Genomic DNA, 6,361 nt, shown 5'->3' on the forward strand with positions numbered 1-6,361 from the left:
GCGGGCCGCGCGCGAGGTCGAACGGCTCGGCCGCGTCGCGCTCGGCGAGGCGCGCGGCTTGTGCGTCGCGCGCGGCGGGCGGCTGGTCGCGCAGGTCGATATCGGCGATCGGCACCGGCAGATGCGCATGAATCCGCTGCATCACGATGCCGTCGTCGTTGTCGACGAGCGTCGTGCGCCACGCCTCATGACGCCCGATCACGTGATCGAGCGCGCGCTGCAGCGCGTCGCGCGCGAGTGCACCGTCGATCGTCCAGTGCGCGGCGATGTGATACGCGGCGCTCGCGTCACGCGTTTGCGCGAGCACCCAGAAGCGCTGCTGCGCAAGCGAGGCCGCACGGTCGACATGCGGCACGCCCGATGCCGCCGGATCGGCCGCGGCGCGACGCGCGGAAATCGCGGCCAACGGCTCGCCGGTCTCGCGTTCCGCCCGATCGACCGTCCCGGCCAGTTCGGCCAGCGCCGGATCGGCGAACAGCGTGTCGAGCCGCAGGTTCACGCGCAGGGTCGCCCGAATCGCGGCCTGCAGCTGCATCGCGGCGAGCGAATCGGCGCCCAGCGCGAAGAACCGGTCGTCACGCGACGGGATGACGTCAAGGCCCAGCAGCGTCTGCCACAGATCGGCCAGTTGTCGTTCGGTCGGCGTACGCGGCGTATCGCCCGCACCTTGCGTCGTGTCGCGCGCGGCGGCAATCCGTTCGCGCAGCGCGGCACGGTCGATCTTGCCGTTCAACGTATACGGCAACGCATCGACCCGCACGAAGCGGTGCGGTTGCCACGCGGCCGGCAATTGCGCGGCCACGTGCGCTTTCAGCGCCGCATCGTCGGCCGCCGCGCGCAGCGCGACGCACGCGATCAGCCGCGTCGGTCCGTTGCCGGTTTCGGCGACCACGGCCGCGTCGGCCACGGCCGGGTGCGAGCGCAGGCACGCGGCGATTTCCGCCGGCTCCACGCGCACGCCGCGCACCTGGACCTGATCGTCGAGGCGGCCGAGATAATCGAATGCGCCGTCGTCGCGCAGCCGCGCGAGGTCACCGGTGCGGTAGACGCGCGCGCCGGGTTCACCCTGCGCATCGGGAATGAAACGTTCGGCCGTCAAGGCCGGGCGACCGTGATAACCGCGGGCGACGCAGACGCCGCCGAGCAGCAGCTCGCCCACGCCATCGGCCACGGCGCCGTCGACGCGCGCGACGCGCGGGCCGATCACGCGGCCGATCGGCAGCGATGCATACGCGTCGTCGGCCGCCAGCACGGGCGTCTCGCCCGGCTCGACCGGCCACAGCATCGGCGAGATCACGGCCTCGGTCGGCCCGTAGCCGTTGATCAGTCGTACCGACGGAAATGTGCCGCGTACGAACTCGAATGCCTGTTGCGGCAACGCTTCACCGCCGAACGCGAGCACGCGCAGCGCCGGCGGCACGCCGTCGCGCGCGGCGACGGCCGCGAATTCGCGCAGGTAGGCAGGCGGGAACGCGGCGACGTTGACCGACTCGCGCACGAGCAGCGCATGCGCGGCGTCCGGCGCGAACGGCTGCGGCGGCGCCACGACGATGCCGGCGCCGACGGCGAGCGGCGCGAGCCAGCATTCGTGCGCGGCGTCGAAATTGACCGATGCGAAATGCAGCAGGCGGTCGCCGGCCTCGATCGGCAGCGCGGCCGCGAGCGCGGCGCAATGCGCGGCGAGCGGTCCGTGCTCGACGACGACCGCCTTCGGCGTGCCGGTCGAGCCCGACGTATAGATCATGTAGGCGGCCGAACGCGGGTGAACCGGCACGGCTTCGTCGCCGGCGACGAGATCCTGCTCGCCCGATGCCGCCGCCGGATCAAACGCATGTTCGAACGGCGTGCCGAGCGCCGCGCGGCCGGCCGCGTCGACGATGCCGTGCCGCAGTTGCGCATCCTGGACGATCCAGTCGAGGCGCGCGGCGGGATGGCGCGGATCGAGCGGCACGAACACGCCGCCCGCCTTCAGCACGGCCAGCAGCGCGACGAACAGTTCGCACGAACGCTCGACGCAGACGCCGACCCGCACTTCCGCGCCGACACCGGCCGCGCGCAGTTGCCGGGCCAGGTACGCCGCCCGCGCGTCGAGCGCGCCGCGCGACAGGCGCAGGTCATTCTGGAAAGGAACCGCGATCGCGGGTGCGTCGGGCGCGATGCGCGCCAGTTCGCGGATTCGGTGATGCAGCGCAGTCGGGAAACTCGTCATGTGCGTGAAGTCCTTCGGTCCGGCCGCTTCGGCCAAGTCTCGGGGCCGCTTGGGGCGGCTTCACTGGTGTGACGAACGACGCGGCCGATTTTTTACCGTTTTGCACGCAAAGTGCGTGCGGCCGCATTTTTTTGACGGTGCCGCTAAATATTTGCGTGCCCCGTTCGTCTATCAGGGAGGAAGCCGGAACGGGGCCCCGCCTCGCCCGCCGCTTTCGCGTCAGATTCACCGTTTCCGCGTTTTTGCCTGCCTTCCCTTTACCGACGTTGCCGATGACAGCCGCCCACGAGCCTTCCTCCCCGCCGTCCCTCGACGCCTCTCCGGGCCGCCCCGCGGCGCGCCTGATCCTTGCGCTGCTGCGCGAAAGCCGCGTGTCGCTCACGCTTGCGCTCACTGCGTGCGTCCTGAATGGTGTCGCGAGCGTGCTGCTCGTCGCGACGCTGAACCGCGCGCTCTCTCAACCGGGCGCGGCCGATGCATCGCTCGCGTGGCGCTTCGCCCTGTGCGCGGTGATCGCGCTCGTCACGCGGATCGTGTCGGGCACGCTGTTCGCCCGCCTGTCGCAGGACACGATGGCGCGGTTGCGCGTCCATCTCGCGCGACGCGTCGGCGCCGCCGAATTGCGCGACATCGAGCGGATCGGCGCGGCGCCCGTGCAGTCGGTGCTGACCGACGACGCGACCAACGTGTCGATGCTGTTCTTCGCGCTGCCGAACCTGGTCATGCACGGTTCGATCGTGTTCGGCTGCCTCGGTTATCTCGCCTGGCTGTCGTGGCCCGTGTGCCTGCTGGCGCTGGCCGCGATCATCGCAGGCTCGCTCGGCTATCACACCGGCGACCGCCGCGCGATCGCGTCGCTCGAGGCGGCCGGCCACGCGCAGGACCGCCTGTTCGGCTATCTGGGCTCGCTGTTCTCCGGCGCGAAGGAACTGAAGCTGCACGACGCGCGTGCCCGCCAGTTCGTCGACGGCCAGCTCGGCGCCGCGATCGGCGAAGTGCGCGACCACCGCCGCCGCGCGTTCAGCGCATACGCGGTCGGGGTCGGCTGGATCATCTTCCTGTTCTACGTGTTCCTCGGCGTCGCGTCGTTCTGGCCACAGCTCGGCGTGCATGCCGACCCGGCCGCCGCCGCCGGCTACGTCGTCGTGTTCCTGTTCATGCTCGTGCCGCTCGACGGTCTGCTGAACAACCTGCCGACCGTCAACGCCGCGCGCGTGTCGCTCACGCGGATCGAAGGCGTGATGGCCGAATTCGGCGCGCTGCGCACGGTGCCGCCCGCCGCCGACGCACCCGACGTGCCGCCGGCCGGCGCCGTCACGCTGCGCGGCGTCACGCATGCGTACTTCCACGAACGCGACGAACGGATGTTCAGCATCGGGCCGATCGACCTGACGATCAAGCCGGGCGAACTCGTGTTCATCGTCGGCGGCAACGGCAGCGGCAAGACGACGCTCGCGAAGGTGCTGACGGGGCTCTACGAACCGGAGGAAGGCACGATCGAGGTCGACGGCCGCACGATCGGCTGGCGCGAGCGCGCCGCGTACCGGCAGCGCTTCAGCGCGGTATTCAACGACTTCCACCTGTTCGACGCGCTGCTCGGCATCGTCGATCCCGACGATCCGTCGCGCGCACAGGCCGACGCACGGGCGAACGCGCTCGTCGCGAAGCTCGCGCTCGACCACAAGGTGAAGGTGGTCGACGGCGCGTTCTCGACGCGCGCGCTGTCGACCGGTCAGCGCAAGCGGCTCGCGCTCGTCGTCGCCTATCTGGAAGACCGGCCGTTCTACCTGTTCGACGAATGGGCGGCCGACCAGGACCCGTCGTTCAAGGCCGTGTTCTACGAGCAGCTGCTGCCCGAGCTGCGCGCGCGCGGCAAGGCCGTGATCGTGATCACGCACGACGACCGCTACTTCGATCTCGCCGACCGGCTGCTGAAGCTCGACAACGGGCGCATCGTCAGCGACACGATGCCGGCGCGCTCGCGTGCGCAGGATGGTGTCGATGCACTGAGCGCCTGAGCGACGGGCGACAAAAAAATCGCCGACGCGCTGCCATGGCAGTGCGTCGGCGATTTGCATTTCGGAAGCGAATCGTGCCGGCGGGCAATTCACTGATCGCGCCGATCGCGACACCCTGCCCGTCAGCTCTTGCGCACGGCCGGCAGCGTCAGCATCGTATCGGTCATCACGTCGGCCAGCTTCAGCGCCGACATCGGTCCGCCGAACCCCCAGATGTTGCGTTCGATCAGCGCGATCCGGCGCGCCTTCATCGCGGGCACGAAGCGCCACACCGGCGAATCGAGTTTCGCGGACAGCGGCACGTCCATCCCCGATGCGGTGACGAACATCACGGCCAGGTCGCGCTGACGAAGCAGATCGGCCGACGTCACGTACAGCGTGCCTTCCCGCGTCGGCTTGCGCGGCCACGGATCGAACCCGAGCGCACGCGCGAGGCCCGCCGACGTGCTGTTGCCCGTGTAGGCCCAGTAACGATCGGGCAAGCCGAGATCCTGCAGCAGCGCGACGCGCTCGCCCGTGCGGCCCGCGGCCGCGAGCCGCGCCGCATTGCGCGCGATGCCGGCGTCGAGCTGCGCATCGACCGCCTGCGCACGCGCGTCGCGCCCCGTCACCGCGCCGATCGTCCGGAAGATCTGCCGCATCCAGTCGAGCTGCGTGACCGGTACGCCGCCGTCGGATACGTTCGGGCTGAACTGGAACAGGATCGTCGGCGCGATCCGGTCGAGCGCGTCGAAGATCGGCGCGTGGCGGAAGCCGACGCCGATGATCAGGTCGGGCTTGACCGCCGCGATCGCCTCGAGCCCCGGCTCCTGCCGCGAGCCGATGTCGGTCACGTGCGCGAGCCGCTCGCTCCGGTAGCCGAGCCAGCCCGGATAAAACGCGGTATCGGCCATCCCGACCGGCACGAGGTCGAGCGCGATCACGCTTTCCGCGAACATGAAGTCGAGTGCGACCACGCGCTGCGGCCGCACCGGCATCTTCGCGCTCGCCTGCGACACGACGGGGTTGCCGGCGAGCGACGCGGTGCCCTGCGTGCCGCGCGCGCCGTCGGCAACGGAAGCCGCGGCAGCCGAGGCGGAAAACGCGCCGCAACACGCGGCGCCGAGTGCCGCCGCGAGTGCGCCGAGCGCATGCCGGCGGCCGGCGTGCGTCACCGGATCGCGTCCTGCTCGGCCAGCGCCGCGTCGTCCATCGTCAGTAGCAGGGGGCAGCTTCCACACAGTTGCGTTTCTCCAGGAATTTCGTAGCGCAGGCAGCACACGCGGCGCGCGCGAAACGGCGTCGGCAGCAGTGCCGAGCGCGGCACGGCGTCGCGCACGGGCATCCGCAGCGGATTCGGTTCGCCGCGCACGCAGGTCGAGCCGAACAGCCAGTCCGCATCGCGGACGGGGTCGGCCGCGCACGGCAGCGAACGATACGTATCGAGCAGATAGTCGAGCAGGTTGCCCGCGTTGCTCCACAGCACGCGCGGCGTGACGCGGCCCATCGCCGCGAGCAGGTCGATCACCGCGCCGAGATGCGCGAGGAGCCCTGCATAGCGCGGCGCGGGATCGTCGCACGGCGCGCCGAGCGCGTCCGGCGCGAAATACAGCGCGGCCGGCATCCCGTCGTCGAGCGCGACGAACGTGCGCGCCGGGTTCATGTCGAGCGGCCGGCCGAGCGTCAACGCGGCGACGACACCGGCCGGCGCCGCGCGACCGAAATAGTATTTGCTCCATTGCGACATCAGCGCGCGCGCATGCCGCGCGGGATCGCCGCCGTAGTGGCCGACCATCGCGTCGAGCACGATGTCGCGATGCGCGGGCAATTCGGTGACGGGCACGACGATGCGGCCCGGCGCGTGCGCGTCGTCGGGCATGCCGAGCCAGACGACATCGAGAGGTTCGGCGAACGGTTGCGGCGCGAACGCCGAAAAGCGCGTGGCGCGCGTCTCGTCGAGCACCGGCGTCATCGCCCCGCGCGCCGGGCGCGGCGCCCCTCGAGGATCAGCAGCCCGAGCAGATACGGTGCGCCGATCAGCGCGGTCAGCACGCCTGCCGGCACTTCGCGCGGCGCGACGACCGTGCGCGCGGCCAGATCCGCGACACCGAGGATCAGCGCGCCGCACGCGGCCGCGAGCCACAGCCGCGTGCGA

Annotated in this window: 5 protein-coding genes; 1 reads left to right on the top strand and 4 read right to left on the bottom strand. The window is 71.0% G+C overall.

Going from position 1 to position 6,361, the window contains the following annotated elements; genetic code table 11:
• On the bottom strand, positions 1 to 2,209 hold a 2,209-nt coding region (locus tag G3N62_RS33630), incomplete at its 3' end, for a non-ribosomal peptide synthetase (protein WP_206141463.1).
• 272 nt (positions 2,210 to 2,481) lie between these two features.
• Here G3N62_RS33630 and G3N62_RS33635 point away from each other — a divergent pair.
• Entirely contained in the window at positions 2,482 to 4,227 is a 1,746-nt protein-coding gene (locus G3N62_RS33635; protein WP_034186920.1) for a cyclic peptide export ABC transporter, read from the top strand.
• Between the two features lie 122 nt (positions 4,228 to 4,349).
• Here G3N62_RS33635 and G3N62_RS33640 read toward each other — a convergent pair whose 3' ends face one another.
• The 3 genes from G3N62_RS33640 to G3N62_RS33650 all read right to left on the bottom strand — a co-directional run.
• Positions 4,350 to 5,381, bottom strand: a complete 1,032-nt coding sequence (locus tag G3N62_RS33640) for an iron-siderophore ABC transporter substrate-binding protein (protein WP_124669089.1) — start codon at positions 5,379 to 5,381, stop codon at positions 4,350 to 4,352.
• Positions 5,378 to 6,178 (bottom strand): siderophore-iron reductase FhuF, encoded by an 801-nt coding sequence (gene fhuF, locus G3N62_RS33645; protein ID WP_124669090.1) that lies wholly within the window; start codon positions 6,176 to 6,178, stop codon positions 5,378 to 5,380. Before fhuF ends, G3N62_RS33640 begins: the two co-directional genes overlap by 4 nt.
• On the bottom strand, positions 6,175 to 6,361 hold a 187-nt coding region (locus G3N62_RS33650; RefSeq protein WP_166897480.1), incomplete at its 5' end, for an iron chelate uptake ABC transporter family permease subunit. The genes G3N62_RS33650 and fhuF, both read right to left, overlap by 4 nt.

Origin of the sequence: Burkholderia sp. Tr-20355 (assembly GCF_017104685.1) — a bacterium.
Classification (GTDB): Bacteria; Pseudomonadota; Gammaproteobacteria; order Burkholderiales; family Burkholderiaceae; genus Burkholderia; species Burkholderia seminalis.